This is a genomic window from Roseateles sp. SL47 (assembly GCF_026625885.1).
Taxonomy (GTDB): domain Bacteria; phylum Pseudomonadota; class Gammaproteobacteria; order Burkholderiales; family Burkholderiaceae_C; genus Roseateles.
The window spans coordinates 3,839,112-3,865,669 of record NZ_CP113068.1 but is presented as its reverse complement, the minus strand read 5'-3'; the positions used below and the strand labels follow the sequence as shown (position 1 = coordinate 3,865,669).

General features: G+C 63.7%; 24 protein-coding genes and 1 tRNA gene. 9 read left to right on the top strand and 16 right to left on the bottom strand.

Translation table 11 applies throughout. The features are described from left to right. Positions 1 to 33: 33 nt before the first annotated feature. Positions 34 to 1,155: a beta-ketoacyl-ACP synthase III gene (locus OU995_RS17065; RefSeq protein WP_267831207.1), complete on the bottom strand. Its 1,122-nt coding sequence runs from the start codon at positions 1,153 to 1,155 to the stop codon at positions 34 to 36. Positions 1,156 to 1,400: 245 nt separating this feature from the next. On the opposite strand from OU995_RS17065, the gene OU995_RS17060 reads away from it, so the two are divergent. Then, positions 1,401 to 2,378, top strand: coding sequence for a GMP reductase (locus OU995_RS17060; protein WP_267831206.1), 978 nt, complete (start codon positions 1,401 to 1,403; stop codon positions 2,376 to 2,378). Between the two features lie 258 nt (positions 2,379 to 2,636). Here the strand turns inward: OU995_RS17060 and OU995_RS17055 are convergent, their stop codons facing one another. The 6 genes from OU995_RS17055 to OU995_RS17030 form a co-directional block, all read right to left on the bottom strand. Continuing rightward, positions 2,637 to 2,774 carry a hypothetical protein gene (locus OU995_RS17055; RefSeq protein WP_267831205.1) on the bottom strand — a complete coding sequence of 46 codons (138 nt, stop codon included), beginning with the start codon at positions 2,772 to 2,774 and terminating at the stop codon, positions 2,637 to 2,639. A gap of 19 nt (positions 2,775 to 2,793) precedes the next feature. After that, the gene (locus OU995_RS17050) at positions 2,794 to 3,207 is read right to left on the bottom strand and encodes a hypothetical protein (RefSeq protein ID WP_267831204.1); all 414 of its coding nucleotides are present in this window, start codon (positions 3,205 to 3,207) and stop codon (positions 2,794 to 2,796) included. A gap of 159 nt (positions 3,208 to 3,366) precedes the next feature. Further along, positions 3,367 to 4,620: a sensor histidine kinase gene (locus tag OU995_RS17045; protein ID WP_267831203.1), complete on the bottom strand. Its 1,254-nt coding sequence runs from the start codon at positions 4,618 to 4,620 to the stop codon at positions 3,367 to 3,369. Positions 4,621 to 4,709: 89 nt separating this feature from the next. Then, positions 4,710 to 5,420: a response regulator transcription factor gene (locus tag OU995_RS17040; protein ID WP_267831202.1), complete on the bottom strand. Its 711-nt coding sequence runs from the start codon at positions 5,418 to 5,420 to the stop codon at positions 4,710 to 4,712. A 39-nt stretch (positions 5,421 to 5,459) separates the two neighbouring features. After that, positions 5,460 to 5,822 carry an ATP-binding protein gene (locus OU995_RS17035; RefSeq protein ID WP_267831201.1) on the bottom strand — a complete coding sequence of 121 codons (363 nt, stop codon included), beginning with the start codon at positions 5,820 to 5,822 and terminating at the stop codon, positions 5,460 to 5,462. Between the two features lies 1 nt (position 5,823). Further along, positions 5,824 to 6,489, bottom strand: a complete 666-nt coding sequence (locus tag OU995_RS17030) for a hypothetical protein (protein ID WP_267831199.1) — start codon at positions 6,487 to 6,489, stop codon at positions 5,824 to 5,826. 229 nt (positions 6,490 to 6,718) lie between these two features. On the opposite strand from OU995_RS17030, the gene OU995_RS17025 reads away from it, so the two are divergent. Then, positions 6,719 to 9,577 carry a valine--tRNA ligase gene (locus OU995_RS17025; protein ID WP_267831198.1) on the top strand — a complete coding sequence of 953 codons (2,859 nt, stop codon included), beginning with the start codon at positions 6,719 to 6,721 and terminating at the stop codon, positions 9,575 to 9,577. Here OU995_RS17025 and OU995_RS17020 read toward each other — a convergent pair. Then, positions 9,519 to 10,493: an NAD(P)-dependent oxidoreductase gene (locus OU995_RS17020; protein ID WP_267831197.1), complete on the bottom strand. Its 975-nt coding sequence runs from the start codon at positions 10,491 to 10,493 to the stop codon at positions 9,519 to 9,521. The genes OU995_RS17025 and OU995_RS17020 overlap by 59 nt on opposite strands. Positions 10,494 to 10,577: 84 nt before the next feature. On the opposite strand from OU995_RS17020, the gene galU reads away from it, so the two are divergent. Next, positions 10,578 to 11,447: a UTP--glucose-1-phosphate uridylyltransferase GalU gene (gene galU / locus OU995_RS17015; protein ID WP_267831196.1), complete on the top strand. Its 870-nt coding sequence runs from the start codon at positions 10,578 to 10,580 to the stop codon at positions 11,445 to 11,447. A 253-nt stretch (positions 11,448 to 11,700) separates the two neighbouring features. Here the strand turns inward: galU and OU995_RS17010 are convergent, their stop codons facing one another. From OU995_RS17010 to cysM, 3 genes are all read right to left on the bottom strand, one after another. Continuing rightward, positions 11,701 to 11,931: a sulfurtransferase TusA family protein gene (locus OU995_RS17010; protein WP_267831195.1), complete on the bottom strand. Its 231-nt coding sequence runs from the start codon at positions 11,929 to 11,931 to the stop codon at positions 11,701 to 11,703. Positions 11,932 to 11,960: 29 nt separating this feature from the next. Next, complete coding sequence (locus OU995_RS17005) at positions 11,961 to 12,488, bottom strand: NUDIX hydrolase (RefSeq protein ID WP_267831194.1); 528 nt, start codon at positions 12,486 to 12,488, stop codon at positions 11,961 to 11,963. 109 nt (positions 12,489 to 12,597) lie between these two features. Continuing rightward, positions 12,598 to 13,527, bottom strand: a complete 930-nt coding sequence (gene cysM / locus OU995_RS17000; RefSeq protein ID WP_267831193.1) for a cysteine synthase CysM — start codon at positions 13,525 to 13,527, stop codon at positions 12,598 to 12,600. A 63-nt stretch (positions 13,528 to 13,590) separates the two neighbouring features. Here cysM and OU995_RS16995 point away from each other — a divergent pair. Continuing rightward, positions 13,591 to 13,675 (top strand) — tRNA-Leu (locus tag OU995_RS16995). 1,159 nt (positions 13,676 to 14,834) lie between these two features. After that, entirely contained in the window at positions 14,835 to 14,981 is a 147-nt protein-coding gene (locus OU995_RS16990) for a hypothetical protein (protein WP_267831192.1), read from the top strand. 922 nt (positions 14,982 to 15,903) lie between these two features. Here the strand turns inward: OU995_RS16990 and OU995_RS16985 are convergent. Further along, a complete protein-coding gene (locus OU995_RS16985; RefSeq protein WP_267831191.1) occupies positions 15,904 to 17,514 on the bottom strand; it encodes a hypothetical protein in 1,611 nt (536 codons plus the stop codon). 833 nt (positions 17,515 to 18,347) lie between these two features. Here OU995_RS16985 and OU995_RS16980 point away from each other — a divergent pair. Continuing rightward, positions 18,348 to 18,938, top strand: coding sequence for a rhomboid family intramembrane serine protease (locus OU995_RS16980; protein WP_267831190.1), 591 nt, complete (start codon positions 18,348 to 18,350; stop codon positions 18,936 to 18,938). On the opposite strand, the gene OU995_RS16975 is transcribed toward OU995_RS16980, so the two are convergent. Then, positions 18,901 to 19,845: an NAD-dependent epimerase/dehydratase family protein gene (locus OU995_RS16975; RefSeq protein WP_267831189.1), complete on the bottom strand. Its 945-nt coding sequence runs from the start codon at positions 19,843 to 19,845 to the stop codon at positions 18,901 to 18,903. The genes OU995_RS16980 and OU995_RS16975 overlap by 38 nt on opposite strands. Positions 19,846 to 20,259: 414 nt before the next feature. On the opposite strand from OU995_RS16975, the gene OU995_RS16970 reads away from it, so the two are divergent. From OU995_RS16970 to OU995_RS16960, 3 genes are all read left to right on the top strand, one after another. Further along, on the top strand, positions 20,260 to 21,297 hold the full coding sequence (locus OU995_RS16970) for a CDP-6-deoxy-delta-3,4-glucoseen reductase (protein ID WP_267831188.1): 1,038 nt from the start codon (positions 20,260 to 20,262) through the stop codon (positions 21,295 to 21,297). Positions 21,298 to 21,529: 232 nt separating this feature from the next. Continuing rightward, positions 21,530 to 22,282 (top strand): 2OG-Fe dioxygenase family protein, encoded by a 753-nt coding sequence (locus OU995_RS16965; RefSeq protein ID WP_420714737.1) that lies wholly within the window; start codon positions 21,530 to 21,532, stop codon positions 22,280 to 22,282. Positions 22,283 to 22,679: 397 nt separating this feature from the next. Further along, positions 22,680 to 23,795 carry a Leu/Phe/Val dehydrogenase gene (locus OU995_RS16960; RefSeq protein WP_267831187.1) on the top strand — a complete coding sequence of 372 codons (1,116 nt, stop codon included), beginning with the start codon at positions 22,680 to 22,682 and terminating at the stop codon, positions 23,793 to 23,795. An 82-nt stretch (positions 23,796 to 23,877) separates the two neighbouring features. Here OU995_RS16960 and OU995_RS16955 read toward each other — a convergent pair whose 3' ends face one another. Genes OU995_RS16955 through OU995_RS16945 form a run of 3 tightly spaced genes read right to left on the bottom strand, consistent with a single transcriptional unit; the run spans position 23,878 to position 26,557 of the window. Continuing rightward, positions 23,878 to 24,594, bottom strand: a complete 717-nt coding sequence (locus OU995_RS16955) for an ABC transporter ATP-binding protein (RefSeq protein WP_267831185.1) — start codon at positions 24,592 to 24,594, stop codon at positions 23,878 to 23,880. 30 nt (positions 24,595 to 24,624) lie between these two features. Further along, on the bottom strand, positions 24,625 to 25,407 hold the full coding sequence (locus OU995_RS16950) for an ABC transporter ATP-binding protein (protein ID WP_267831184.1): 783 nt from the start codon (positions 25,405 to 25,407) through the stop codon (positions 24,625 to 24,627). A gap of 22 nt (positions 25,408 to 25,429) precedes the next feature. Further along, a complete protein-coding gene (locus OU995_RS16945; RefSeq protein ID WP_267831183.1) occupies positions 25,430 to 26,557 on the bottom strand; it encodes an ABC transporter permease subunit in 1,128 nt (375 codons plus the stop codon). Position 26,558: the final 1 nt, after the last annotated feature.

The following is a 26,558-nucleotide window of genomic DNA, read 5'->3' as shown; positions in this document are numbered from 1 at the left end:
TCAGACGTTACCGAGTCGTTACGGGCAGGGCCGTCAACGCTTCTTGACGATGACGCTGCCGACCGAATACCCGGCGCCGAAGGAGCAGATCACGCCCAGATCGCCCGAGCGAAGGTCGCCCCGGTGCTCATGGAAGGCGATGATCGACCCCGCCGAGGCGGTGTTGGCATAGGTGTCCAGGATCAGCGGCGCAATCTGGGCACCCGCTTCGCCCCCCACCAGCTTCTTGATCACCAGTTGGTTCATCCCAAGGTTGGCCTGGTGCAGCCAATAACGGCTGACGTCGTTCGGCTGGATGTGCAGGGTGGCCAGGTGGTTCTCGATGTGCGCCGCTGCAATCGGCACCACTTCCTTGAAGACCTTGCGCCCTTCCTGGCGGAAGGTCTTGTCGCGGGCGTCGGGGTCGCTGTCTTCGCCCTTGTTCATGAAGCCGAAGTTGTTGCGGATGTTGTTGGAGAACTGGGTGGCCAGATGGGTGCCCAGAATCTCCCATTGTTCGGCGCCCACGGCGGTCTCGGCGCGTTCCACCACCACGGCGGTGCACACGTCACCGAAGATGAAGTGGCAGTCCCGGTCCTTCCACTCCAGATGGGCGGAGGTGATTTCCGGATTGACCACCAGGACGCACCTGGAAGCGCCCGAACGCACCGCGTTGTAGGCCTGCTCCAGCGCAAAGGTGGCCGAGGAGCAGGCCACGTTCATGTCAAACCCATAGCCGCCAGCGCCCAGGGCCGCCTGGATTTCCACCGCCATGGCGGGATAGGCCCGCTGCATGTTGGCCGCCGCGCAGAACACGGCGTCCACGTCCTGCGGCTGGCGGCCGGCCGCCGCCAGGGCCTTGCGGGCGGCATCCACCGCGATTTCAGCCATCAGCGACAGTTGATCGTCGGCGCGCTCCTCGAAACGGGGATACATGCGGGTGGGGTCCAGCACGCCCTCTTTCTCGATCACATAGCGCTGCTTGATGCCGGAGGCCTTCTCGATGAATTCCACGCTTGAGTAGACCAGCGGCTCCCGCGTGCCGGCGGCAATGGCGTCGGCATGCTGGGCGTTTTGCAGATCCACATAGCGGTTGAAGGACTCCACCAGCTCGGCGTTGGTGATGACGTGGGGCGGCTGGTAGAGGCCGGTACCGCTGATGACGACGGAGTGCATGGTGGCTGATGGGATGTCGGCCCTTACGGAGCCCAAGGTCATCGATTTTAGCGAAGCTGGTGCATGGCCCTCCCCTGGTGCATGTTGCACCACGGCGAATCAAGGGCAAACCCGTACCCGTTGCAGGGCGCGTAGAATGGGTCACCGGGCCCAAATCTTGGGGCCGGTCTTCCGGTCCCAGGTCAAGCGCTCGCAGCTCAGGGCATGCACTGCATCAACGCATCCCGAATTTGCGACTTTGGACCATGGAAATCTTTGACTACGACAACATCCTGCTGCTGCCCCGCAAGTGCCGGGTAGAGAGCCGCAGCGAGTGTGACACCTCGGTGGAATTCGGCCCGCGGCGCTTCAAGCTGCCGCTGGTGCCTGCCAACATGAAGACGGTGGTAGATGAAAACATCACCGAATGGCTGGCGGCCCATGGCTACTTCTACGTCATGCACCGCTTTGATCTGGATGCTGTGGCCTACGCCCGCCACATGCGGGAGCGCGGCCTGTTTGTCTCGCTCAGCGCGGGCGTGAAGCCGGCCGACTACGAGCTGATCGACCGCCTGGCGGCGGAAGGTGTCGGGGCGGACTACATCACCATCGACATTGCACACGGGCATGCCGACAGCGTGCAGCGCATGATTACCCACATCAAGCAGAAGCTGCCTCAGACCTTTGTGATCGCAGGCAATGTGGGCACGCCCGAGGGGGTGATCGACCTGGAAAACTGGGGCGCGGACGCCACCAAGGTCGGCATCGGCCCTGGCAAGGTGTGCATCACCCGGCTGAAGACCGGTTTTGGGACGGGGGGATGGCAGCTGTCCGCGCTGAAATGGTGCGCCCGTGTGGCCACCAAGCCGATCATCGCGGACGGGGGCATTCGCCATCACGGAGACATTGCCAAGAGTGTGCGCTTTGGCGCCGCCATGGTGATGGTGGGCTCCCTGTTCGCAGGCCATGAGGAATCGCCGGGGAAGACCGTCGAGGTGGATGGCAAGCTGTTCAAGGAGTACTACGGCTCCGCCTCCGACTTCAACAAGGGCGAATACAAGCATGTGGAAGGCAAACGCATCCTGGAGCCGGTGAAAGGCCAACTGCCGGACACGCTGCGGGAAATGGAGGAAGACCTGCAAAGCTCCATCTCCTATGCCGGCGGCACGGCCCTGGGCGACCTGCGCAAGGTGAACTATGTGGTGCTGGGCGGGGAGAACGCCGGAGAGCATTTGTTCATGTGAGCCTGAGCCAGGGGCTCTAGGGGCTCCAGGAGCACCTGCACGGAGCTGGTTTGACAGGTCTGGCCGTATAGATCTGGCGGTACGGATCTGACGGTACGAATCTGGTTGGTGCGCCTCACTGCAGGCAGAAGAAGGGGCGCATCAGCGCCCCTTTTTGCCATTCGTGCATCGCTTGTGCATCGCTCGTGCATCGCTCATACGCCGTTCATACGACGCTCGTGCGCCGTTCAGGGCCCATCAGGGCCCATGAGCGCGCCGTTAATGCGGGGGGAAGAGCAACATGCCGACCAGCATCACCGCACCGGTCAACAGCGCCAGCGAGGTGAGGATGTTGGCGGCCAGCTCCCGCTTGCGGCGATCAGGGTCCGGGTCGGGTTGTTCGGGTGTTGGGTTCATGAGGGCTCCTTGTGGCTCCTTATTGGCTGACCAGGAAGTGCAGCCAGGTATAGAAAATTGCAGAGATCCCTACCACCGCAGCCGAACCCAGCAGCATCTTGAACTGGCGACGTGCCAGCGGTCTGACTGTGAGTGGCAGCGGCGTTGGAAACACCACGCTCAGCAATGCAATGAACGCGCTGATCAGCAACATGACCGTGAACCCGCCCTGAACCCAGTTGCTGAACTGGTCATCCAGCAACACCCGGGACTCCGCCAGTTCATACAGGGCGGATGCGCAGAACCCGCAAGCGGGCCAGGACAGTTGCCCGTCCTTGACCTGCGAAATCAGCTTCAGCCCATGGGCCTGCTCCACTGGCGCCAGCAGATACATGCCCACCAACGCCAAGGGCGTGAAGATGGGGATCACGATGGAGATCAGGAACCAGCCCATATTGCGGCCTCACAGCGTTTCAATAAATGCAAAGCCACTCTATCCAAGGCATTCAACGCTTTCACTTGCAAAAGTTTGCTGTCGCTTTGCGCTTGATGCCTCGCTTCAGTAGGTGGCTGCCTGCGACCGATGTTTCTGAGGCGCGGGGCGATGATCTTGCTAGGTTGGATGAGTCGTTTCAGGCCTCGTCATGGGTAGGTCCACCCACACCTCGAAGCCAGGCGACGCATTACGCAGCACCAGCTGACTGCCGTGTGCCTGCGCTACCAGCCGGCACAGCGACAGCCCCAGGCCCACGCCGCCTTCCGACCGGGTGCGGGCTTCATCCGGACGGAAGAACGGCTGCCCCAACTGCGGCAAGGCCTCGGGCGGCACGCCCGGACCATGGTCGCGCACCCGCAGCCGCTGGGCCTTGAGAGTGGACGAGCCGCCGCCCTGGGCCGAGCCCCCTCCCTCGCGCACCGCCTCAAGCGCCACCACCACCGGCCCTTGGGCCGGGTCGTTGTGCCGCAGCGCGTTGTGCACCAGATTGCGCAGCAGCAGCTGGATCCGCATGCGGTCCACCGGCAGCGGCGGCAGGCCGGGCTCGATCTGCAGCCCCACCCCCGGTTGCGCCTGCTCCTGCACCAGCGCTGCCAGATCGCAGGGCGCCAGTTGCAAGGCCGTATGGCCACGATCCAGTCGCTCGCTCTCCAGCAGCGCCGAGATCAGGTCCCGCATCTGCCCCAGTTCCTGCAGCAGAGCCCCCTTGGAAGCGCCCTCCTCCACCAGCTCCGCATGCAGCCGGGCGCGGGTCAGCGGGCTGCGCAACTCATGGCTGATGGCCAGCAGCAGTGCTCGTTTGCCATCCAACATCGCCTGGATGTCATCGGCCATTTGATTGAAGCGAACAGCGAGGTCCCCGATTTCATCGCGATGGATCACCGGCACCCGGTGGTGAAGGTCGCCCCGCCCGAAGGCCTCTGCGCCAGCCGCCAGCGCACTGATCGGACGCACGATGTGGCGAATGGCGCCGTACGCCGTTGCGGTGAGCAGCAACAGCAGCACGACCGCCGTGAGCGGGCCCAGGTCCTGGCCGATGGTGCCCCAGACAACGAGGCTGCTCAGCAACGCCATCACCACGAAGATGGCGATCAGCCGCGCCCCCAGCGAATGCTTGAAGTTGGCATGATGCCGGTGCCAGCGCTGATGCCAACGGTGGCGGGCCCGCAGATGCCAGCGCCAGTCGCGGCGCCCCTCCCATCGCCAGCGGTCAGCGCCCCAGTCGCGGACATCCGTGCGGCTCTCAAGATGGCCCATCCGGGCCATCCAGGCCAATTGGCGCAGGCGATGCTCCCGCACCCGCTTGGCCATCTGCCGGGCCTCGCGTTCGCTCCGGCGCAGTTCCCGTCGCCCCCAGCGATCCGCAGCCACCGGCGATCCCGCAGCCCCTTCGGATCCCGCAGTACCCGACTCAGCCTGCCGCACTTCTGCGCGCCAGGTTCGCCATGCCCGCCACCCGCTCACGACACCCGCTCCGGCAGCGCAAAACAGTAGCCCGCATTACGCAGCGTCTTCACCGCCTCGACTGGCTCCAGCTTCTTGCGCAACCGGCTCACCAGGATGTCCACCGCACGGGTGTAGAGGTCCGCTTCCTGGCCGCGCAGCCGGTTCAGGATCTCGTCCCGGGTAAACACCCGACCGGGCTCCCTCGCCAGCAGCGCCAGCAGCTCGTATTCGGTGCTGGTCAGGTCCGCCACCCCGTCCGGGGTGCGCACCTCACGTCGGCTGGTATCGATGTCCAGGCCCTCAAAACGCAGCCACCCACCGTGGCCGCCCTGCGAGGCTGCCACCGGCACCAGCCGCGTGCGCCGCAGGATGGTCTGCAGCCGGGCCGCCAGTTCCCGCGGCTCGAAGGGTTTGGCCAGATAGTCATCCGCCCCCAGTTCCAGCCCCACCACCCGGTCGGTCAGATCGCCCCGCGCCGTCAGCATGAGAATGGGGATGTCTCGCCAGCGATCCTGGCTGGCGCGGATCTGCCGACAGAAGGCAAACCCATCCATCTCGGGCAACATGCCGTCCAGGATCAGGGCGTCGAAGGCGTCGGACGCGAGCCGTTGCAAGGCCAGGCTCGGGCGGGTCACCGCGCTCAATTCGAAATCGAAGCGGGCGAGGTATTGGGTCAGCGGCCCGGCCAGGGCCTCATCGTCGTCGATCAGCAGCAGTCGATGCATCTTGGTTCCATTGTGCCCGGCGAGGCTGCGCCGCAGCCATCATGTCTGATCATGGGCCCGAGTGTCCCGCGGCACGGCGCGCACCAGCGTGATCGCCCGCTCCGGGCAGGCCGTCACACAGTGCCCACAGGCCCGGCACGCGTCGGCCTGCGGCGTGAACGCCTGGCGCCACCCATGGCCGAAGCCCTTGAGCTTGCCGACCAGACTCAGCCCTGCCCGATCTTCCCGGGGCAGGATGCCAATCTCGAAGACGCCATAGGGGCAGACGGCCAGGCAGTCGCCCTTGCCTTCGCACCGATTGCGGTCGATGGCCGGCACCAGGCGCCCCGGCGGCTGACGGCAGGTGTCGCCGGTGAGCAGTGCGCTGATGCCGGAACCGGCTTTGGATGGGCGGGCGGCCATGTCAGAACGGCCCGGTGGCAGCGTCATGGCGACCGGCCCGACGACGCAGCCGCCGCATCATGAAACGCAGGGCCTGCTGCTGGTCGAAGTCCAGGGCGTCGAAAAAGTCCCCCACGGCCTGCACCAGCGCCGGCACGCCGGCCCGCAGGGCGTCGATCTCCTTGTCCAGCAATTGCTGGGCGGCTTCACGGGCAAAGCTGTCGTTCTCCACCAGGCGCGCCACCTCCGGGCCGGACATCACCCCTCGCAAGGCGCGACGGCGGGCGCGGAACTGGTCCAGCACCTGGCCCAGTGCAGCCTGCTGGCGCTCGCTCAGGTCCAGGAAGGCGCTGATGCGGGCCTGCAGCCGCTCTCCACGCCGGCCATCGGCACCAAGGCCCAGGCCTGGACCGAGGCCGAACCCACCACCCGGGTGGTCGCCGCGCCCACGGCCTGCCCCATGGCCGTATCCGTATCCGTGTCCGTGCCCGTGGCCACGCCCGTAGCCATGGCCATGGGCGTGCCAGGCACCGAAGGCCGCAAAAGGCCAGAGACCCGCAGCGGGGCCGGAGGGCATGGACCCGAAGGGGCCAGCGTGAGGGTGAGGGCCGAAAGGACCGAACTGGCCATCAAAGCTGTGATGACGGTGATGTTCATGGTGACGGCTCCAGCGACGAAACAGATGCATGGTCGGATTCCTTGGTAAAGCCCGGGTGTCCAGGCGGTGAAAACATGTCTGCATCATTCCCGGGCCGGCCGCTGGGGGCATCTCATGCCGGTATCGCTGTTTTTCGTTTTGTATCGTGGCCGGAGGGCCGAGCGCCAAGGGCCTGCCGAGCCGCCTGCCCTCTACAATGCAGGTCCACCCGAATTCCTCACTTTCACGTCCGCCTGCCCTCTGGCAGGCGCTCGACCTCATGACCGAACTCGCGAAGTCCTTCGAACCCGCCGCCCTGGAAGCCCATTGGGGCCCCCTGTGGGAGTCCAAGGGCCTCTACAAGCCCACGCTGGACCCCGCCCGCGACTCCTTCTGCGTTCAGCTGCCGCCGCCCAACGTCACCGGCACGCTGCACATGGGCCATGCGTTCAACCAGACCATCATGGACTCGTTGACCCGCTACCACCGCATGCGCGGCGACAACACGCTGTGGGTACCCGGCACCGACCATGCCGGCATTGCCACCCAGATCGTGGTGGAGCGCCAGCTGCAGGGCCAGGGCCAGAGCCGCCATGACCTGGGTCGCAAGAATTTCGTGGCCCGCGTCTGGGAATGGAAGCAGCAGTCCGGCAGCACCATCACCCAGCAGATGCGCCGCATGGGCGACTCGGTCTCCTGGGAACACGAGTACTTCACCATGGACGAGAAGCTGTCCAAGGTGGTGGTGGACACCTTCGTCAAGCTGTTTGATGAAGGCCTGATCTATCGCGGCAAGCGCCTGGTGCCCTGGGATCCGGTGCTGAAATCCGCCGTGTCCGACCTGGAAGTGGAAAGCGAAGAAGAAGACGGTTCGCTCTGGCACATCCGCTACAGCCTGGCGGACGGCGATGAATCACTGGTGGTGGCCACCACCCGTCCCGAGACGATGCTGGGTGACACCGCCGTCATGGTGCATCCGGAGGACGAGCGTTATCGCCACCTGATCGGCCGCCAGGTCCGCCTGCCCATCACCGGCCGGCTGGTGCCGGTGATTGCCGACGACTACGTGGACAAGGCCTTCGGCACGGGCGTGGTGAAGGTGACCCCGGCCCACGACCACAACGACTATCAGGTCGGCCTGCGCCACAAGCTGCCGATGATCACCATCTTCACGCTGGACGCGACGGTGGTGGACACGCTGCCCGAGATCCCCGCGCAATACCGGGGCCTGGACCGTTTTGTGGCCCGCAAGCAGCTGGTGGCCCAGCTGGAGACCGAAGGCCTGCTGGTGGAGGTCAAGAAGCACAAGCTGATGGTGCCGCGCTGCACCCGCACCGGCCAGGTGGTCGAGCCCATGCTGACCGACCAATGGTTCGTCGCCATGAGCAAGCCGGGCGCGGACGGCAAGAGCATCGCCCAGAAAGCCATCGATGTGGTGGCCGACGGCGAAGTGAAATTCGTGCCGGAGAACTGGGTCAACACCTACAACCAGTGGATGAACAACATCCAGGACTGGTGCATCTCGCGCCAGCTGTGGTGGGGCCATCAGATTCCGGCCTGGTTCGGTGACGCGGGCCAGATCTTCGTCGCGCATGATGAAGAAGAAGCCCGCACCAAGGCGGCGGCGGCTGGCTACACCGGCCCGCTGACCCGTGACGAAGACGTGCTGGACACCTGGTATTCGTCCGCGCTGGTGCCCTTCTCCACCCTGGGTTGGCCGGAGAAGACGCTGGAACAGGACCTGTTCCTGCCCTCTTCCGTGCTGGTGACCGGCTACGACATCATCTTCTTCTGGGTGGCCCGGATGATCATGCTGACCAAGCACTTCACCGGCAAGGTGCCCTTCCGCCATGTCTACATCCACGGCCTGGTGCTGGACGCTCAGGGCAAGAAGATGAGCAAGTCCGAGGGCAACGTGCTGGACCCGGTCGACCTGATCGACGGCATCGCCCTGCCGGAGCTTCTGGAGAAGCGCACCCAGGGCCTGCGCCGCCCAGAGACGGCGCCCAAGGTGCGCAAGGCCACCGAAAAGGAATTCCCGGAAGGCATTCCCGGCTACGGTGCCGATGCACTGCGTTTCACCTTTGCCGCCATGGCCACCCTGGGCCGCAGCGTCAACTTCGACAGCAAGCGCTGCGAGGGCTACCGCAACTTCTGCAACAAGCTCTGGAACGCCACCAAGTTCGTGTTGACCCACACGCAGGGCCAGGACTGCGGCCTGATGGATCACACCAAGGAGCAATGCGCCCCCGGTGGTACCGCCCACGGTTACCTGCAGTTCAGCCAGGCCGATCGCTGGATCGTCAGCGAGCTGCAGAAGGTGGAACAGGCTGTCGCCCAGGGCTTCGCCGACTACCGCCTGGACCTGGTCGCCAATGCCATCTACTCCTTTGTGTGGGATGAATACTGCGACTGGTATCTGGAAATCTCCAAGGTCCAGCTGCAGACGGCCCAGGCGGCCGGCAATGAAGCGGCGCAGCGCGGCACCCGCCGCACGCTGATCCGCGTGCTGGAAACGGTGCTGCGCTTGCTGCATCCGATCGCCCCCTTCATCACCGAGGAGCTGTGGCAGACCGTGGCCCCCATCGCCGGCCGCAAGCAGACCGACTATTTGGTGACGGCCACCTACCCCGTGGCCGCGCCGGACCGCATCGACCCGCAGGCCATCGCCTGGGTGGAGCAGCTCAAGTCCGTGGTGGGCACCTGCCGCAGCCTGCGCGGCGAAATGGGCCTGAGCCCGTCCGACCGCGTGCCGCTGCTGGCCACCGGCCAGCTTGAGTTCCTCCGCGAAGCCGCCCCGCTGCTGCGTGTGCTGGCCAAGCTGGAGACGGTGGAGCTGATCGACGACGAAGCCGCGTTCGACCAGGCCAGCGCCACCTCTCCGGTGCTGGTGCATGGCCAGGCCCGTCTGGCGCTGAAGGTGGAAGTGGACGTGGCGGCCGAGCAAGCGCGCATCGCCAAGGAAATCGCCCGTCTGCAAGGCGAGATCAGCAAGGCCGAAGGCAAGCTCAGCAACGAAAGCTTCGTGGCGCGCGCCCCGGCCGCCGTGGTGGAACAGGAGCGTCAGCGCATTGCCGACTTCACCGCCACCTTGGCTCGACTGCAAGATCAGGTGTCGCGTCTGGCAGCGTCGGCCTGAAGTCGGCCTGCGGGCTGGGCACGGACAGGATCTCCGAGATCCTCCGTGCCACGCTCCAGGCCGCACGCATGCGGGACTCCCGCGTGGTGGCCGCCAGCCGCGGCGTGACCTGCAAGCCCGGCACGCCGTGCAGCGGCCGCCCCGGCTCCAGCAGGCCGGGCTCCATCAAGTCCAGCCAGGCGGCCAGCAGCCGCCCCCCAGTGAGGGCATCCGCCAGCGCCTGTTCATCAAACAGCGCTGAGTGAGAGGTGGACACCAGCACCTGCTCGGGTTTGCAATACCCCAGCACCCGCTCCCCGATCAGCCCGCGATAACGTGGGAAATAACCGAGCTGCACGCTCACCGCATCCGACGCCTGCATGAGCTCCCGCAGGCCGTAAGGCTCGATGCCCCACTGGGCCCAGAGCGGATCGGCATGGTGCAGGCCAGGGTCATATCCGATCACCCGCGCACCAAAGATTGGCAGCACCGTGGCCAATTGACGGGCCGACGACCCCAGGCCGACCAGGCCGACGGTGGCGCAGCCGAGTTCACGGCCCACCAGTGACCCATCAAGTGTTTCAATCGGTACGCGGCGCAACAAGGCGAGCAGCGCGCCGATGATGAACTCGGCTTCCGCCGATGCGGTGGCTGTGGGGGCCCGCACCACCTCGATATTTGCAACTCGACACGCTTCCGTATCGATGTTTTCCGCGCCCGCGTTGATGCGGCCCACGGCCCGCAAACGCGGCGCATGCTGGATGAGCGGCAAGTCCAGGGCGACCGAGGCGGGCAAGAGAATTGCCTGGGCCTGCCCGACCTGATCTCTTAATGCCACCGGATCCGCTGCCAGTTCAGGCGCAACTTGGAGTGGATGGCGTTCGGCCAGCCACTCCAGGATGTCTGATTCCAGCGGTTCCAGCACTAGCACTGACATGAGGGGTTTGGAGATGTTTGTTTGACTTTCTTGCAATGCTGCCATGCAACAATGCCAGCGCAACAACCGTGGGAGTTTACGTAAATGGCCCTGATCAACAAGGCAATCTTTCCCGTCGCAGGTCTGGGGACGCGCTTTCTGCCCGCCACCAAAGCCCAGCCCAAGGAAATGTTGCCGGTGGTGGACAAGCCACTGATCCAATATGCGGTCGAAGAAGCCTATGCCGCAGGCATCCGGCAGATGATCTTTGTGAACGGCCGCAACAAGCGTGCCATTCCGGACCACTTCGACACGGCCTTCGAGCTGGAGACCGAGCTCGAAAACGCCAACAAGCGTGAACTGCTGTCCCTGGTGCGTTCCATCAAGCCGGACGACATGGAGTGCATCTACATCCGTCAGCCCAAGGCCCTGGGCCTGGGCCATGCGGTGCTCTGCGCCCAGTGTGTGGTGGTGAACGAGCCGTTTGCCGTGCTGCTGGCCGATGACCTGATGGTGGGCCGCCCGCCTGTGCTCAAGCAGATGGTGGACCAGTTCGCCGAATGGCAGGCCTCCATTCTGGCCGTCCAGGAAGTGCCACCGGAACACACCAAGCGCTACGGCATCGTGGCGGGCTCGGCCATCAGCGACCGCCTGATGGATCTCACTCACATGGTGGAAAAGCCGTCCCCCGAACAGGCGCCTTCGCGTCTGGCCGTGGCCGGCCGCTACATCCTGACGCCGGGCGTGTTCCGCGAGATCGCCACGCAGCCGCGCGGCGTCGGCGGCGAGATCCAGCTGACGGACGGCATTGCCGCCCTGATGCGTCGCGAGAAGGTGTTTGCTTATCGTTATGAAGGCAAGCGCTACGACTGCGGCAGCAAGGAAGGCTTCCTGCAGGCCAACGTTGAACTGGCGCTGGACCACCCGGAGCTGGGTGCCAGCTTCCGTGAATACCTGAAGGCGTTGGAAGTCTGATCACCGTCTGATCGACTCTGACCGACCCGCAATGGAAATGGCCACGCTCAGCGTGGCCTTTGTCATTCTTGCTGCAAGCAGCGCACCCCCTAAGCGCGGAAGTGCCGTCCCGAAGTGCCCCGCAAAGAGGCCGACAATGTGGCCCGCAAAATCTGGCTCGCAATGAGGCTCGCAATGAGGCCGTCAATGGGCCCGTCAATGCGCCGGTCAATGCGCCGGTCAATGCGCCCGACAAAGAGGCCCGAAATTGACTTCAGCGCCGGCGCAGCACGTGGATGAAATCTTCGCCCACCGTCGACTGCTCCACCAGCTCGTTGCCGGTCTGGCGCGCAAATGCCTGGAAGTCCCGGTTGGAGCCCGGGTCCGTGGCGACCACCTTGAGCAGCTGGCCGCTTTCCATTTCCGCCAGCGCCTTTTTGGCCTTCAGAATGGGCAGGGGGCAGTTCAGCCCGCGGGTGTCGAGTTCCTTGTGGATGGTGTCCATGGATCAATCCTTGTCGCAGGCGGCTGATTTTAAGTCCGTGGCGGCATCCAGCGGGGTGTGATGCCCCGGCTTTGCAGCCAATCGGCCAGCGCATAACCGGTGCCGGCGGGCCAGCACTCCAGTTGTTCTGGCGACGTCAGCGTGTAGTCCACCAGTTCGGGCGACAGCTTCACCTCCCCACGAGCGGGAACGTGGTACGCAATGATCACCTGGTTCTTCTTCTGGAAGTCATACACGCCGATGAGTGTGCAACCCAGGGCTTCCAACGACGTCTCTTCCAGCACCTCCCGGCGAATACCCTCTTCCGGGGTTTCAGCGGCCTCCATGAAGCCGGTGATTAGCCCGTAGAAAGGCATGGGCCAGGCTGCATTGCGGGCCAGCAACACCTGGCCCTCGCGGTCCACGCACTCCACCACGGCGGCCAGCACCGGGGTCGGGTTGTTCCAGTGGGTGAAGTCGCAGGCGGGGCAGCGCAGCCGGGTTTTGGGTCCGCCGTCTTCCGGCAGTTCGATCCATTGCAACTCCGTGGCGCATTGAGGGCAGAACCGGAAGGTCATGGGCTTGAGGGCGCTCAGCCTTGGGTTGAGGGGAAAACCGAAAAAGCGCCGGGGAACAACGCTGCAAGTCGGGACCGGGGACTGAGCACGGGTGGCACCTCAGGCTGGGTCAGGCCGGGAAGACGCCTGTCGACAAATAGCGGTCCCCGCGGTCGCACACCACAAACACGATGGTGGCGTTGCTCACCTGGCGGGCGGTCTGCAGGGCCACCCAGCAGGCGCCAGCGGCGGAGATCCCGGCAAACAGGCCCTCTTCGCGCGCCAGACGCCGGGCCATGTCCTCGGCGTCGGACTGGCTGACCAGCACCAGCTCATCCACGGTTTCGGGGCGATAGATCTTGGGCAGATACGCCTGTGGCCACTTGCGGATGCCGGGGATGCGGGAACCTTCCGCCGGTTGCGCACCGATGATGCGCACGTCGCTGTTCTGTTCTTTCAGGAAGCGCGAGGTCCCGGTGATGGTGCCGGTGGTGCCCATGGCGCTGACGAAGTGGGTGACGCGTCCACCGGTGTCGCGCCAGATTTCGGGGCCGGTGGTCTCGTAGTGGATGCGGGGGTTGTCGTTGTTGGCGAACTGGTCCAGCACCCGGCCCTTGCCGTCGCTCTGCATCTGCTCGGCCAGGTCCCGCGCATATTCCATCCCCCCGGAGCGCGGGGTGAGGATGAGCTCGGCGCCAAACGCCTTCATGGTCTGGGCGCGTTCGATGGACAGGTCTTCCGGCATGATCAGCACCATGCGGTAGCCCCGGATGGCGGCGGCCATGGCCAGCGCGATGCCGGTATTGCCGGAGGTGGCCTCGATCAAGGTGTCGCCCGGCTTGATCTCCCCGCGCTCCTCGGCGCGGCGGATCATGCTGATGGCGGGCCGGTCCTTCACCGAGCCGGCCGGGTTGTTCCCCTCCAGCTTGGCCAACAGCACATTGCCGCGCGCAGCCAGTTCCGGGCCCAGCACGCGCTGCAGCCGCACCAGCGGTGTATTGCCGATCACATCCTCCAGCGTCGGATAGCTGGACCCCTCAAAAGCAGGTGCATCACTCATGCCCCGCATTCTCTCAGTGAGACCATGGCTTTGCATGGCATAATGGCTTTCTTTTCTGATGTCGCCCGGATGGCGAAATCGGTAGACGCAGGGGACTCAAAATCCCCCGCCGCAAGGCGTGTCGGTTCGAGTCCGACTCCGGGCACCAAGCACTTAGCTGCGACCTCAGAAGAATCGTTCCGCATTTGTTCCGCACGTCGTTCCGCATTTGCCGGAATGGCTCATGACAAATCGCCACCTCCCCCACCCCATGAAATACCTGGTTCGGCCTGCCTTTCTCGCAGTGCTCGAGCAGGATCACGCACGCGCCTGCGACGTCGTCCGCCACGCGCTGGACGCAACGTTCGGCAGTCCAGACTGGACCGTGCGAGCCCTCATGGAAGCGACGTTGGTGGTGGGGCCGACGCAGGACGCACCGCCTGGACCGGGGTGCACCGCAGACGAGCGAGCGGCTTGGATGGAGTGGGGACGCGACGTGATGGCCGCGAAGGAAGCGCTGCGGGCTCAGGTGCCCGCCCTGCTGTTGCAATCGTCTACAAACGAACGCGACGCGGCACTTGGGCGCGAGCGGATCGTGCTGGACGTGGTTGATCAGCAGGGTCGGGTCATGCAGCACCCTCTGAAAGGATGGATGCCCTCGCGTGTACCTCCACCACCACTTAGGCGCCGACGCAAATCCACACAGCACCTTACGGCTCTGCCTCACGTACGTCAGGCCACTGCACCTTGCCGGGCAGTTTCCGGGGTTGCCTGATTGCGCGTTGAGAAATTCTCCGCCGCTTCCGTACAAACATCGCGGGCTATTAAGGGATTCCCCACAGACAGGAATTGTCCTGATCACCTGTGACAAGCGAATCGATGAACCACGAGAAGCTCGTATTTCAAAATAGCGGGAACTCCAGCACAAATCGCACTTCGCACACGTTTCCGGGCGCTAGCCCGCGCCAATCCTAGCTTCTTCAAAGACGCAGCCCAATTCATCGGGTGTATGCGGAGGCAGGGCTTGCCAACCTTTGTGTGCCAAGGCGACCTCAATGCTACTAACGCTATTGGTAGCAGCTTGTGAGTAGCGTAGACCCTAGATATAGTATCTCGGATGCTATCCTGCTGACTTCGCAGATTCGAACCCAATTGAGGGGAATCATGAAGACGATATGAGTCGGCCCATCATTCGAGCCTGCCGGCATGATGGGCGGAAAAAAGGAAGACCCTGACAGCGCTCGCCGTGGAAAGTTGGCGCTGACAGGGTCACCAGGCGGGCTTTCAACCCAATTTGCATCCGGCAATGCCGGAAGAAAGATCACGCGATGAAAAAAGACCCTAAGGTCTTTCTCCCCATCCCCGATGGTTTTGAAGCAGTCTACACCGCTTACATCACCAGAGAGGATGGAACCAGGCTATACGCCAAGCAGTTCGGCAAGAAGGCGTTCCGTCTTGTCGTTCCCAAGAAGTAAAGCTGGCTAACGCTCCCCGGCCGGGCATTTGCCTGGTCGGATGTTCAAAGTTTAAGCTGAATGTCTCGGGGCGCAAGACCCACGCTGCAATTCCCCGACAGCAATCGCCCCTTTTCGGTGACGTCGCGCTATGAGATTTGCGGGCGGCCGGGTCAGGTCCCCCCATCGGATCCGTCCGACGAAGAGCGGCGGTGGGATGCTTTTGGGCCTTGGCGCCACTGGCCTGAAGCTAACGCAGCGGAAGGCGCCATCCCGGCGCCGGATCATCAGGCTGAAGTGTGGGAAGGGCACCCACCGGCTGCCACGCCTGGCTAGGTGGCAGTGACGCCGTCGGCGCAGCCGCCACCACTCGCAGACAGCCCAGAGCAGACAGCTCGACCGCATGGCGCCCTCCCCGTCATGGCGCTGGCAACGCTCGCACCAGGGCTAAATGCAGGGCCCTGCATTCAGCCGCTGCAGCCTCCCGCTTTCGCTGGATCTCAAGCAGCACACCGAGCAGGACCTCGCCCGCCGGATAGGCCGGCCCAGGGTCACACGGCGCGGCTAGGTCAGCGGGCGGGCGGTCGGTCACCCGCGCGGCCAGCGCTGGCGTCGCGCAGCCGGTCAAACAGCACAGCAGGAATAGGCACGTCGCCCAGATCGACGCACGAAGCGCCAAGGGCGAACTGGATGGGTTTGCGCAGCGCATCTTCTGCCTCCTGCTCGTCAAGTGCTGCAGCACAGCAGCGTTGACCTCACCAAGAAGCGCTATCGGACCCGGGCTGCCTCGCTCAAGCCTGTGCGCTGATCGTGCCGCGCACGCGTCGCAATGAGTGAGCGCGAGAACTACCTGTGAATGGATCAAGTCAAGAACAGTGGTAGCGAGGTTACATCTAGTCAAAAGCGGGTTAGGTTGAGCGTTGTCGGCGGTAAATCGTCTTTCCTAGTTCAGCCGACCCTTTTCTAGCTCATGTGTCTCAGACGAAGCTGTTTGATAAAACTCTGGAAGGTCAAGGATGCACCTGCGGATCGACCTCAAATCGGTGTGAGGGACCGTTACCGAATATTCCGCTGTCACATCGCCGAGATCGAGCACCCCTTGCGGCGCTCGTGCAGTGGAGATCAAATCGATGTAGCAACCGTAATCGATGCCGTAGACAGTGTATCGCCGTCCGGGCTGATCCTTCGCTGAAATCCCTTTCCGAAGGACGTGTAGTACGCGTTCATCGTAAAGAAAGTCAATCAATGGGTCGCGCACGCCACTTTCGAGCAGAAACCCCTTTGCGCGTCGCTCCTTAATAACCTTGTCGATCAGCCATGTGAGTAGGCGCTTCGCATCGTCGTGCGCCGAAACGGCAGCATCCTTGCTGCCGAGATACCAGCCCTGTGCCGCGTTTCGGACGTCTCCAATCGAAATCGTCCCATCATTCGCCCGCTGGGCTGCCGCGCTAAGAATGTTGATAGCGTCGCGCGGGACGCCTTCGCAGGCCCGAACCACTTCCTCGAATGCATTGCTCTGAGTGAAGCCTGCAGAAATTAGTGAGGCCTCATCTTTTGGAATAGGTGCCTTAACGTCTTCCAGTTCAGCGCATGCGTGTTTGTAGATCAACGACCGAAAAAACGCCACAGCCTTCTGATCGTCGTTGTCGAACACCATGTAGTCGTCAAGATTAACGGTGGTAGATACATCAGCTCCTAACTCGATACCAACGTGACCAACACTTGCGTCAGCCACCATAAATCGGCTTCGCTGCTCAATTGCCGCAATCTTCACCGTCACCCCTTTAATCGGGAGCACAGCACGGCGAAGCAGATCTGCAAGGGTTGGTTGAAGGTCTAGAGGAACCTCACTCCATTCATCAATCAAGAGCCACATGCGCCGGTTCGGCAGCGTTTCGACAACCTTGCGCAGCGCATTGCCAACACTTCCAAAATTAACGCGTAGCATCTCCTGACCTGTCACAGTCTTTTTCGCGGTGACAGCTTCCTTGCCGCCGTCCATTGCCTTGAACTCGCCGGCAAGATTGGCTGCGGAAAGCGATACGCTCGCGCCGACCTTCGCTTCCGCGCCGTAGGAATTTTCCGCCGCCGCCGTAGTCTCAACAGTCGTAGTACCGACTACCTTCACGGCCCGATGGGCTTCGAAGAATTCGTCAAGTACTGGCCCCACAACTCCTAAATCCACGCGAGCCTCGTTCGCGATCGCCTGCTCGAAAAGTTGCCCGTGGATTGCGGCCAGAACGTCGATAAGCAGCCGGGTCGCTCTCTGCGTAACCGGAATTGACGGATCGGCATACACACCTCCGGTCGATCCAAGATTGCGCATGTCGAGTTGCATAGCAACAGTACCCTCTTGCTCTCGACTTTTTCGCAGCACAGTCAACAGATGCGTCTTCCCGGTGCCGCGCCGGCCGAAGATGATGTGATGGTCCACCGAAGACAAGGCAGCGACCACGGCTCCGAAGTCAACAAATGTTCGAGCAAGGGTCGCGTCGTCCTGCCGTTCTGCGCGCTTTGCGATCCGAAGAAGCGCAAGGTTGATTTGCGATGTCACTGTAGCTCCCCCTCTTAGATATGCACATCGTATCGGACGCCAACCGATGTGACTGATCAGTCTTACCAGGGCAAAGGTACGCACTAGGTTTCATAGCAGTCACATGGCAAGGCACCGCCGAGCATGAGCAACCTTCCTATTGCGGGCATTAAAGTTCGGCACCCCTTGCGCACCGCCATCCTGCCAAAACTGCCCTGGCGTGGATCGGATCTTCCCTTCCGCATGGGCAAAACTTCAGAGGGCGGTCGATCGCGGGAAATGCGGAACAAATCGAAGCTTTCGCAGCCAATCCATCGGTTTTTTGGGTCCGGACTCAAAATCCCCCGCCGCAAGGCGTGTCGGTTCGAGTCCGACTCCGGGCACCAAGCCCAAATGCGACGTCAGAAACACCTGCAGAGGCTCACCGTGCCAATACGTGCAGCACGTGCAGCATGTGCCACATGTACATCAGCCGCCTGCGTGAGCTGCATCAACTCCAAGAGCTGCATCAGGTGCAAGATCAGGCGCAAGATCAGGTGCAAGAGCTGCATCCGCTGAGTAGCCGAGTTCTTGAACCCCGCGTCTCGACCCCTGCATCTCGAACCCCGCGCTTTGAACGGCGCGTTTTGAACGGCGCGTTCTGCACGCCGCGCCTTGAGCCTCGCGCTCAGTTCTCCCCCGCCCCCCGATCGCCACATTCTTGTTTGTCCCGACTGCCGTTGGCAGCCCGTGGCGAATCCGAACTCGCCTCGCCGTCCTGCCGCAGCATGCGCGGGCCGTGAAGCGCACGGCAACCCGCGAGTCGGGGCTACACTGTGTTTCGACTTCTTCCCGCTGTAGGAGACATCGGAACAATGCCATTCATTCCTCCGGTCACCAAAGCACTGATGCTCTTGTGCGTCGGCTTGTTCTGCCTATTCTCCCTCGCCCGGATTGAACTGGCGCCATTGAAAAATGCCCTGGCGCTCTGGCCTCTGAACACAGGCCTGTTCAATTTTTGGCAGCCCTTCACCTACGCCTTCCTGCACGGCGACTCCCTTCACCTGTTCTTCAACATGCTCGGCCTGTGGATGTTCGGCGCCGAGCTGGAGACCGTGTGGGGCGGCAAGCGCTACGCGCAGCTGCTGGCGGCCAGTGCCCTGACGGGCGCAGCGGCCCAACTGGTCTTCACCTTGATCATGGGCACGTCTGCACCCACCGTCGGCATCTCTGGGGCGCTGTTCGGGCTGCTGCTGTCCTACGGGCTGATGTTCCCGGACCGCGTGATCATGCCGCTGTTCCCCCCCATCCCGATGAAGGCCAAGGTGTTCGTGGCCATCTTCGGTGCGCTGGAACTGCTGCTGGGCATCTCGGGCGCGACCGGCATTGCCCACTTCGCCCACCTGGGCGGCATGCTGGGGGCATGGCTCATGTACAACTACTGGCGGGGCGGTCGCCGCCGCTGACGGCGGCTGCTGACAGCGCCTCACGGGGCGTGGGGTACCGCAGCTTCAGCCCCAGTTCCCGGGTCAGGCGCTGATTGATCAGGCGCCGGGACTCGCTCAGGAAACTCATCTGCATGGTGGACATGCTGCCGGCGGCCTGCTCTCGGCTGATTCGTGCGGGTGCGGGCAGTCCGGCCAGCGCGGCCACCATCGTGAAGTAGTCGCCCATGCGCATTTCGCTGTGGTCGCTGGCATGGATCACCCGCTGGGGCCGCCCCTTCAACAGGGCGAGCACGCAGGCGCGGGCCAGGTCATCGGCATGGATGTGGTTGGTGTAGACATCGTCCTCGGGCCGCAGCACCGGCACGCCTCGGGCCACACGTTCTCGCGGGTCTCCGCCCTCCCGATCCAGCGCGTAGATGCCAGGCACCCGCAACACAGTCACTGCACAGCCACTGCGACGCCCCCACGCCCGCAACTGGGCTTCTGCATCCACCCGCCGCCAGGCCCGGTCATTGCGGGGATTGACCGGCCGGGTTTCGTCAAATCGCGCACCACCACAGTCTCCATAGACGCCGGTGGTACTGGCATACACCAGCTGCAGCGGCACGGTGTGGCGAGACAAGGCCTGGAGCAAATGCCGGGTGCGATCGTCGTGATGGCCTTCGCGGGTGGGGGGCGCCAGGTGCAGCACCCGGTCCGCCAGGCCGGCCAGACGCCCCAGCGTGGCGGGATCATCCAGATTGCCCACCAGCGGAATGGCCCCGGCCGCCCGCAGCGCGGGCGCGCGAGACACCTGGCTGGTCAACGCGTAGATCTGCCAGCGCCCGCGCAGCAATTTGAGCACCCGCTGCCCCACATCACCACATCCGATGATCAACAGGCGCTGGCGGCGCTGACGGCTTGGGTGGGAGAGGCTGGCAAACATGAGTGGGTCACACCGGTGGATGAGAGGGAGCGAGTGTAGAAGCGCCGGGGGCAGACTTCATGGGGCGACGTCGGCAGCCGATGCCTAGTGTGAGGTCCCACAAGTTCCTGCCAATGAAACCGCGTCTTTCGCGCCCGTGCCGCGTTGCGAATCCTCGCGATGCCAACGGGCATCGCTGTGCTTCGGGCCTTGCTCTGGCTACAGGAAACGTCCCAGGTCAATCCATCGGTTTCATTTTGGGCCGTGACTTTTGGCAGCGACTTGCGGGACCGCACACCAGGTCGGCGAACTCCGGAATGGCATCAGGCAAAATAGCGGTTTGGCCGGATGCATGGATGCGTCCGAAGTCTTCCCGCATTTTGTTCACCCTCGCTCGGTTTGGCTCACCAACCCGAGCCTCGCCAAAAGCCCATCATGAGTTTCCAGGTCACCGTCCTGCCCAGCGGCCGCGCTTATTCCGTCGATGCTGACGAAACCTTGCTGGCTGCGGCCATCCGCCAGGGCATTGGTCTGCCTTATGGCTGCAAGGACGGCGCCTGCGGTTCCTGCAAGAGCAAGCTGGTGGAGGGGAACGTCACGCACGGCGAGCACCAGAGCAAGGCTTTATCCGCAGAGGAGGAAGCGCAGGGCTTCATCCTCACCTGCTGTGCCCGCCCGCACACCGACTGCACGGTGGAGGCCCGCACGGTGCCGGGTGCAGGCGAATTCCCGGTGCTGAAGTTGCCCAGCCGTGTGCTGGCCATGGACAAGCCGGCGCCGGACGTGGCGGTGCTCAAGCTGCAACTGCCTGCCAACCAGCAGTTGCAATATCGTGCCGGCCAGTATGTCGAATTCATCCTGCGTGATGGCGCGCGGCGCAGCTATTCCATGGCAAATGCACCCAGCCGCCTGGGCACGCCTCCGGCCATCGAACTGCACATCCGTCACATGCCTGGCGGCAAGTTCACCGACCACGTCTTCACCGCGTTGAAAGAAAAGGACATCCTGCGCATGGAAGGGCCGTTCGGCAGCTTCTTCCTGCGCGAGGACAGCGACAAGCCCATCGTGCTGCTCGCCTCTGGCACCGGCTTTGCGCCGATCAAGGCGATCATTGAGCGCCTGCAGGACGAAGGCATCACCCGCCCGGTGCATCTCTACTGGGGGGCCCGCTCCAAGGCCGACCTCTACCTGCACGACTGGGCGGTGCAAGCGGCAGCGGCCATGCCCACCCTCACCTACGTCCCGGTGCTCTCTGAGGCCAAGCCGGACGACGCCTGGACGGGGCGCACGGGTTTTGTCCACCAGGCTGTGATGGCGGACCTGCCGGATCTCTCGCGCCACCAGGTCTACGCCTGCGGGGCGCCGATCATGGTGGAGTCCGCCCAACGCGACTTTTCGGTGCAATGCGGCCTGCCGGCGGAAGAGTTCTATGCGGACGCATTCACGTCCGAGGCGGACAAGCACCGCGCCTGACACACACAGTGTCTTCCGGGCCGCTACACGATGGACGATGGAACCCATCGTCATTCTGGCCGTCAAGCTGGCCGCCATGCCAGAAGTCACCCCGGACGTCACAAGTGCTGTCTCCCCTTGCATTTTTGGGGCTGACTTTTCTGGTTGCTGATCCAGCGCACCTGCTGGCCGCACACACAAATCCTGACTCACGTTGGGGAAAGTGCCGAGTGCGGCGAGCCGGTCCATACTGATGGACATGAAGCATTTCCCGCCGCCCTACTCCAGCGCCGCCCAGTTTGAGCAACAACTCTCTGACCTGGGCCATACCGTCATTGCCCCGGAGAGCCTGACGCACTGGCTGCACTGCCAGGCCAATGACTTGAGGTCACTGCAGGGCTTCTGGAATGACCTGCCGCCGGACGTTTACCTCCGGGATGGTGGTCACTACCGCTTCCGTCGCCACTCCAGCTTTGTGGTGGACGCCCAGGCCGACCCGGCGGTGCGCCTGGCGCCGCACCGTGCGCACTGGCAGCCGCTGGACTACAACGCCTTGCACGGTGGCATTGAACGCATGTTCGAGCCCATGGCGCCTGCGGCCATAGACCTGCCCATCTGGCCGCGTCTGTTGCTGGGTCTGGCGAGCGTGGCCGACCGGCTCAAGGGTGTGCGGCCATGGTTTGTGGAAGCGCACCAATTCCGCATCGACACGGCGGGTGGCATTGGCCGCCCCACGCCGGAAGGTGCTCACCGTGATGGCGTCGACCTTGTCGCTGTCTTCATGCTGGGCCGCACTGGCATCAAGGGCGGCGAATCGAGGGTCTTTGAGGCCGATGGTCCGCGGGGCCAGCGCTTCACCATGATGGAGCCGTGGACCTTGCTGCTACTGGATGACGAACGTGTCATCCATGAGACCACGCCCATTCAGCCGCTGGACCCCCACCATGCTGGCCACCGTGACACCTTGGTGGTGACTTTGCGCGCCGACTCCTTCATGGGCCCGTGACCTTCCCCAAGAACGTCTTGAGGATGGCACGCGCACATTGGCCTGTTGGCAAACCTCGGTCTGGATGAGGGAGCCGGGGGGCCTTTCCCGGAAGTCAAGGAATGAATGGCTGGCGAAGCCAGACAGAAGGGACATGAAGGGAAAGGCCCCCCGGCTCCCTCATCCACGCCAACCACGGTGAACCTCCCCCCAAAAACCCCCGCCCCCCCAACAGCCCCAACAGTCCCAAGACCCCCGACAAAAAGCAGCACCCAATGCAAAACTTGCATTGGAGAAGCCCCCTCCCGCCCCACCCCGGGTCTTCTACACTCCCTCCACTCCACCGCCACAAGCGCCCGGAGCCTCCGGCTGCTGCTCTTGCAGCCATTTTTCAAGCATCACAAGTGCAGGTCCTCGCATGAACGCCCTCACCGACATTGCCCGAGCCCTTGCGGCCGGCGCCTCTGACTCCCTTCCCACCTCGCTCTTCGGCCTGCCCGACCAGCCCCCGCACGAGCAGGTGCTGCTGGCGGCGGACCCCCAAACGGGGCTGCGGGCCATTCTGGCTGTCCACAGCACGGCCCGTGGCCCGGCCTTTGGTGGTTGCCGCTTCTGGAGCTACGACAACGAACTGGCTGCGCTCAATGATGCGCTGCGCCTCTCGCAGGGCATGAGCCTGAAAAATGCGCTGGCCAACCTGCCGTTCGGTGGTGGCAAGGCCGTCATCATCAAGCCTGCGGGCCACTTCGACCGCCCGGCCCTGTTTGCTGCCTTTGGCCGTGCTGTGCAATCGCTCTCCGGTGCCTACATCACCGCTGAGGACGTGGGCACCACCACCGCCGACATGACCGGCATGATGGCCACCACCCAGTATGTGTCGGGCATCCCCCGTGAAGGCGCCTTCGGCGGCGACCCCAGCCCCAAGACCGCCTACGGTGTGTTTGTCTCCATCGACGAAGGTGTTCGCCGCGTCATGGGCAGCCAGTCGCTGGAAGGGGTCCGTGTGGCCTTGCAAGGCCTGGGCGCCGTGGGTTGGCACCTGGCTGACTATCTCCACAAGGCCGGCGCCAAGCTGGTGGTGGCGGACGTCAATGCCGACAAGGTCAGCCGCGCACAAGCCGAATTCGGCGCCACGGCTGTCAGCGTCACCGACATCCTGGCCGCTGAGGTTGACGTTGTTGCGCCCTGCGCCCTGGGCGCCGTGCTCAACAGCCAGTCCATCCCGGCCCTGCGCGCTCAACTGATTGCTGGTGCTGCCAACAACCAGCTGGCCACCGCCGCTGACGGCGACGCCCTGCAAGCGCGTGGCATCACCTACCTGCCGGACTACCTGGTCAACGCGGGGGGCATCATCAGCGTGGCCCGCGAATACCGTGGTGAAGGTGAAGAAACCGCCGTCATGAACGAAGTGGCCCAGATCCGCGGCCGCGTGGCGGAACTGCTGGACCGCATCAAGACCAGCGGCCAGACGCCCGCCCGCGAGGCGGATGCCTGGGCCCGCTCGCTGCTGGTGAAGCCGGCAGCCAAGGCCTGATGAATCCGCTGCAAAGACGGCGGTAGGAGACAAAAAGAAAAAGGGGCTGCCCGCCAAGGCAGCCCCTTTTTTCGTGGTGGGTTCACTCGCCCAGATACGCCGCACGCACCTTCGGATCGTTCAACAGCGTCCGGCCGTCGCCCTGCATCGTCACCAGGCCCGACTCCATCACATAGCCGCGATTGGCCAATTCCAGCGCCCGGCTCGCGTTCTGCTCCACCAGCAGCACGGTCACGCCCTGCTGGTGAATGTCGTTCACCACCTCGAAGATCTTGTCGACCATGATCGGGGACAAGCCCATCGACGGCTCATCCAGCAACAACAGCTTGGGCCGCGCCATCAGTGCGCGCCCCATCGCCAGCATCTGCTGCTCGCCGCCGGACATCGTCCCGGCCAGCTGATTCCGACGTTCCTTCAGCCGCGGGAACAGCGCAAACACCTTCTCGATGTCCGCCTGGATCTCCTTGTCGCGCCGGATATGCGCGCCCATCTGCAGGTTCTCGGTGATGGTCATGCGGGTGAACGTGCCACGCCCTTCCGGCACCATCACCAGCCCTTGCTTGACCAGATCCCAGGCGCCACGGCCCTTGATCGATTGACCCAGGAACTTCACCTCACCGGTTTGCAGGCTCTGCAGCCCGGTGACCGCCTTCAGCGTCGTGGTCTTGCCCGCACCATTGGCACCGATCAGGCTGACCAATTCGCCCTCGCGCACCTCGAAATCCACGCCCTTGACGGCCTGGATGCCGCCGTAGGCGACTGCCAGCCCCTGAACCTGGAGCAGGATGTTGTCTGCCATCTTGTTCGTTTCCTTGTCTGTCTGGCCGCGTCAGTGCGCCGCATGCGCCGCGTGGGCGCCCAGGTAAGCCTCGATCACCTTCTCATTGCGCTGCACCTCCGCAGGGGTGCCTTCCGCAATCTGCTTGCCGTAGTCCAGCACGGTGACCCGGTCGCACAGGCCCATCACCAGCTTCACGTCGTGCTCGATCAGCAGGATGGTGCGGCCGTCATTGCGGATGCGGTCGATCAGCTCGCGCAGCACCACTTTCTCGGTGGCGTTCATGCCGGCGGCCGGCTCGTCCAGCGCAATCAGCTTGGGGTCGGTGGCCAGCGCACGGGCGATCTCCAGCCGGCGCTGGTCCCCGTAGGACAGCGTCCGCGCCTTGAAGCGCGCATAACGGCCGATGCCCACATAGTCCAACAGCTCCTGCGCACGGGCAGCGATGGCGGCTTCTTCCGCCTTGAAGCCCGGTGTGCGGAAGACCGCACCGATCAGTCCGGAATGGGTGCGTACATGGCGCCCCACCATCACGTTCTCCAGCGCCGTCATGTCGGCAAACAAGCGGATGTTCTGGAAGGTCCGGGCAATGCCGGTCTTGGCCACCTGATGGACCGCCTGCGGCCGGTAGGCCTGCCCGCCCAGCTCAAACGTGCCGGAGTCAGGCGTGTACAGGCCAGTGATCACATTAAAAAAGGTGGTCTTGCCAGCACCGTTGGGGCCGATCAGACCGTAGACCTGGCCTTTCTTGATGTCCAGCCCCACTTCGGACAGCGCCTGCAGGCCGCCAAAGCGCTTGGACACACCAGCCACTTTCAGTACGGATTCAGTCATGGGTTCTAGCTCCTGGCTGGGGTCACTGGGCAGCGGTCGGCGTGGCCGACGATGCGGCCGCGTCGGCCTGCGACTTGCGCAGTACCTCGCCGTGATCCTTGGCCGGCCACAGGCCACGCGGACGCACCAGCATGATGATGATCATGGCGGAGGCAATCAGCAGCTGGCGCAAGATGGCGGCATCCAGACGGCCATCGGTCATTTGCTGCAGCGGGCCGGCCACATAACGCAGCGCTTCCGGCAGCGCGGCCAGCAGCAGCGCACCCAGGATCACGCCCGGGATGTGGCCGATACCGCCCAGCACCACCATGGCCACGATCATCACCGACTCCTGAAGGCTGAAGGACTCGGGCGACACGAAGCCCTGGAAGGCGCCGAACATCGATCCGGCCACACCGCCGAAGGTGGCGCCCATGCCGAAGGCCAGCAGCTTCATGTTGCGGGTGTTGATGCCCATCGCCTTGGCGGCGATTTCGTCCTCGCGGATGGCCATCCAGGCGCGACCGATGCGGGAGTTCTCCAGGCGGTAGCAGATCACCACTGACCCGATGACCAAGGCCAGGAACAGGTAGTAGTACATGGAGACCGACTGCACATTAAAGCCCAGGATCTCATGCGACTTGCTGAACTCGAAGCCCAGGAAATGGATGCCGTCGATCTGGCCGATGCCGCGCGGGCCATTGGTGACGTTCAGCGGATATTCCATGTTGTTCAGGAACACCCGGATGATCTCGCCGAAACCCAGCGTCACGATGGCCAGGTAGTCACCACGCAACTTCAAGGTCGGCGCCCCCAGCAACACCCCGAAGATGCCGGCGATCAACGCGGCCAATGGGATGGTCACCAGCAGTGGCATGTGCAAGCCCTGCGGGAAGGCCGCCGCGATGTTCTCGAAGTTCTCTGTCAGATGCGGGCTGTTGAGCAATGCGAAGAGGTAGGCCCCCACCGCATAAAAAGCCACGTAGCCCAGGTCCAGCAGACCGGCATACCCCACCACGATGTTCAAGCCCAGCGCCAGCAGCACATACAGCAGGGCCAGGTCGATGATGCGCACCGGCGCATTCCCGCCCTGCTGCGCCACCAGCGGCAGCGCCAGCAACAGCAGGCCGGCGATCAGAAAAACGATCAGCTTGTTTTGTTTGTTCTGCATC